The following is a 3,080-nucleotide window of genomic DNA, read 5'->3' as shown; positions in this document are numbered from 1 at the left end:
CGTCACCGTGTCGAGGTGAGCGGCGTCGAGGGGCGGCGCGGGGGGCAGCCCGGCGGCCCGCCGGATGGTGCGCAGGTCGTGGTAGGGGATCACGGGCGGTCGGTGGTCGGGGGAGTTGGTGACCACCTGGTAGGGGTGCAGTCCGACGAAGCGGATGATCGGGAAGACCAGGGTCCGGGCCCGGACGGCTGTCCGTCGCACGTCGGCCGAACCGAGCGGCAGGCCGTGGTACCCGTCGGCGACGGGCTGGGTGAGCAGGACCGCGCTCCGCGTGAGCAGTCGCTCCAGACAGGGGATCTCGTCGAGGGCGATCTCGTGCAGAGGGGGTATCCGGACACTGAGGCAGGGCGCCTCCGGGGCGCGCTGCAGCAGCAGTCGCAGCGCCTCCGCCTGGCAGTTGCCGTGGACCACCAGCAGCGGTCGATCGCCGTCGGGGAGGGGTTTGAGCCCGTAGAACTCCCCGTAGTGGTGGGCCCGAGGCAGGTCCGCACGGGCCGCGGCAGGGAGGGCCGACAGGTCACCGTTCATCCTGTCCCTCGACGGCGGCATCCCGCTCCTCCCTTCGGCCGGCGCCCGGCTCGGCGCTGCGACCGTACCCAATCGAGCGCCTACCCCCGCCGGCAGGCCCGACCCTGCTGCGTCCTGAGCAGCTCGTCACTTTTTACCAGAGTGACCAGTTGCGTCGGGACTTAGGTCCCGGGTGGCAGAGGCGCGGGCCGGGACGATGGGTGGCGCAAGCACCTGCGCTTCGCCTTGCTTGACGACACGAGGAGAAATTTTGAGGCCAAGAACAACGCTGTTCATCGTTCCGTTCGCGATCGTGTCAATGTTGGCGGCCGGCACGTCGGTCGCGTCGGCTGCCAGTCCTCCGGTGCCGGTAGCCCTGGGATCGGCCGGCAACTTCACGGTCCTGTCGAAATCAGGTGTCACCGACGTCTACAAGTCGTCGATCGACGGCGATGTCGGGACCAGTCCCATCACCGGTGCTGCGGTCCGTCTGACCTGCGGAGAGGTCAATGGGAACATCTACACCGTCGATGCCGCCGGTCCACTTCCCTGCTCGGTGACCGACTCCACGCGTCTGACGGCGGCTGTGGGCGACATGCAGGCGGCCTACAACGACGCCGCAGGTCGACTGATGCCCGATGAGCTCAACCTGGGCGCTGGGGAGATCGGCGGGCTGACCCTGAATCCCGGTCTCTACACATGGACCTCCAACGTCTCGATATCCCATGACGTCACGCTCTCCGGTGGTCCGGACGACGTATGGATCTTCCAGGTCGCCGGAACCCTCAACGAGGCCAATTCCGCGAGTGTGACGCTTACCGGTGGAGCACAGGCGAAGAACGTGTTCTGGCAGTCCGCCGGCGCGGTCACCATCGGAACCGCGGCGCACTTCGAGGGAACAATCCTGTCCAAGACGATGATCGCCATGAAGACCAGGGCATCGATCAACGGCCGACTGCTGGCACAGACGGCAGTGACCCTCCAGATGAACACCTTGGTGCCGCCGGCTACCCGCTGAGCCGGTCGGCGCCACACCGACGACCTCGGTCCCCGTCGCCACGAGACGGGCCTCCGCGCGTGGTCTGCGTGGTCTGCGGATCGCTAGGCTGGTAGGGGAGGCGGTCCTATGAAGGTCGGTGCGCGGCTCCCTCCTCACGGCGCGACGAGCGATGACGCCGGTCCCCGTGAGAACGCGCCGACCGTCCGGACGACCGCAGCCCCCCGCCCCGCGAGGTCCTTCCGCGGGCGGGGTGCCGTGCTGGACCGCGTGGTGGGGTGGCGGCACCACCGACTGAGCGGACTGTCCTCGCCGGGGATGGTGCTTGCCGCAGCGTTCTACCTGCTGGCGAACACGCCGTCGCTGCTGCCGCGGACGTGGCTGATGCAGGGGCTGATCGCCGCCGCCTGTGCGGTGCTGGGCTACGTCGCCGGGGTGACGTGCGGATGGGCGTGGCATCTTTTCGTGCACCTGACCGGGTTCCGCGTCTCGATGGACGACCGCGCCCGGCGGGTCCTCCTTCGCGGACAGGTGTCGCTGATCGTCCTCACCATCGCCCTCTTCCCGCTGGCGAGCCTGCGGTGGCAGCAGTTCGTCTCCCGCTACGTCGGGGCCGACCCACCCGGCGTGGGCTACGTCGTCGGGAGCACGGGCACGGCGGTCCTGGTGTTCGTTCTCGTGCTGGGGTTGTGGAGGGTGGTGGCCACCCTCTCCGACTGGATCCTGGTGAAGGTGGAGAGCAGGGTCCTGCGCGAGAGCTTCGCCCACGTCGTGGCCGGGACGCTGACGCTCCTCGTGATCTACCTGCTGGTGAGCCAGGGCGTCGTTCCCGCGGCGCTGGCGTTCGTCGGGGCGAGCGCGGACAGGGTCAATGCCGCGGAGCCGGCCGGCCTCAGGGCTCCGACGTCGCCGCTGCGGACGGGAGGTCCGGGCTCGCCCTTGTCCTGGTCGAGCCTGGGTCAGGACGGCGCCGCGTTCGTTGCCCGCGGCCCGGACGCGAAGGCCATCACCGACGCCACGGGTCGGCCGGCCCTCGAGCCGATCCGGGTGTTCGCCGGCCTCAGCGGCTCGATGGACCAGACCCGTGACGCTGCGCTCGCGGAGCTGGACCGCACCCACGCGTGGGGTCGGCGCGCCATCCTGGTCGTGACGGCGACGAGCACGGGATACGTCAACCCGTGGGCCGTCTCCAGCTTCGAGTTCCTCATGGACGGCAACAGCGCCATCGTCTCGATGCAGTACTCCAACCTCCCCTCGGCGTTCGGGCTCCTGACCGCGCGGGCGGAGCCGCCGCAAGCGGGGCGACTGCTCCTGGATGCGGTCCGGGCGCGGCTCGCGGGGATGCCCGCGGCGGTCCGTCCGAAGCTCTACGTCAGTGGCGAGTCGCTGGGTGCCTTCGGGAGCGAGAGCGCCTTCACGTCACCCCAGCAGGTGCTGGACCAGGTCGACGGCGCGCTGTGGAGCGGGACCCCGACCTTCGCCAAGAACCGCACCGTGTTGTCTGCCGCGCTCAGTCCCGGCTCGACCGTCGTGAACCCGGTGGTCGACCAGGGTGTCCACATCAGGTTCGTCAGCC

3 protein-coding genes are annotated in these 3,080 nt (G+C 69.6%); 2 read left to right on the top strand and 1 reads right to left on the bottom strand.

All coding sequences use genetic code 11. From position 1 onward, the window contains the following. Positions 1-549, bottom strand: a 549-nt coding sequence (locus Q0R63_RS23875; RefSeq protein WP_295702784.1) for a WcbI family polysaccharide biosynthesis putative acetyltransferase, incomplete at its 3' end; no start/stop codon positions are given. Positions 550-826: 277 nt separating this feature from the next. Between Q0R63_RS23875 and Q0R63_RS23870 the strand changes: the two genes are divergently transcribed. Next, complete coding sequence (locus Q0R63_RS23870; RefSeq protein WP_295702786.1) at positions 827-1,525, top strand: ice-binding family protein; 699 nt, start codon at positions 827-829, stop codon at positions 1,523-1,525. 237 nt (positions 1,526-1,762) lie between these two features. Then, positions 1,763-3,080: alpha/beta-hydrolase family protein (locus Q0R63_RS23865; RefSeq protein WP_295702782.1), on the top strand; the 1,318-nt coding region annotated here is incomplete at its 3' end.

The sequence above is a fragment of the Lapillicoccus sp. genome, from assembly GCF_025353065.1.
Taxonomy (GTDB): domain Bacteria; phylum Actinomycetota; class Actinomycetes; order Actinomycetales; family Dermatophilaceae; genus Lapillicoccus.
Note: the sequence above shows the minus strand (reverse complement) of the source record. Positions and strands in the feature narration are given on the sequence as shown.

Excerpts from the sequence above, each read along its gene's own strand:
- Q0R63_RS23870 (WP_295702786.1), top strand. The coding sequence starts at position 827 with ATGTTGGCGGCCGGCACGTCGGTCGCGTCGGCTGCCAGTCCTCCGGTG.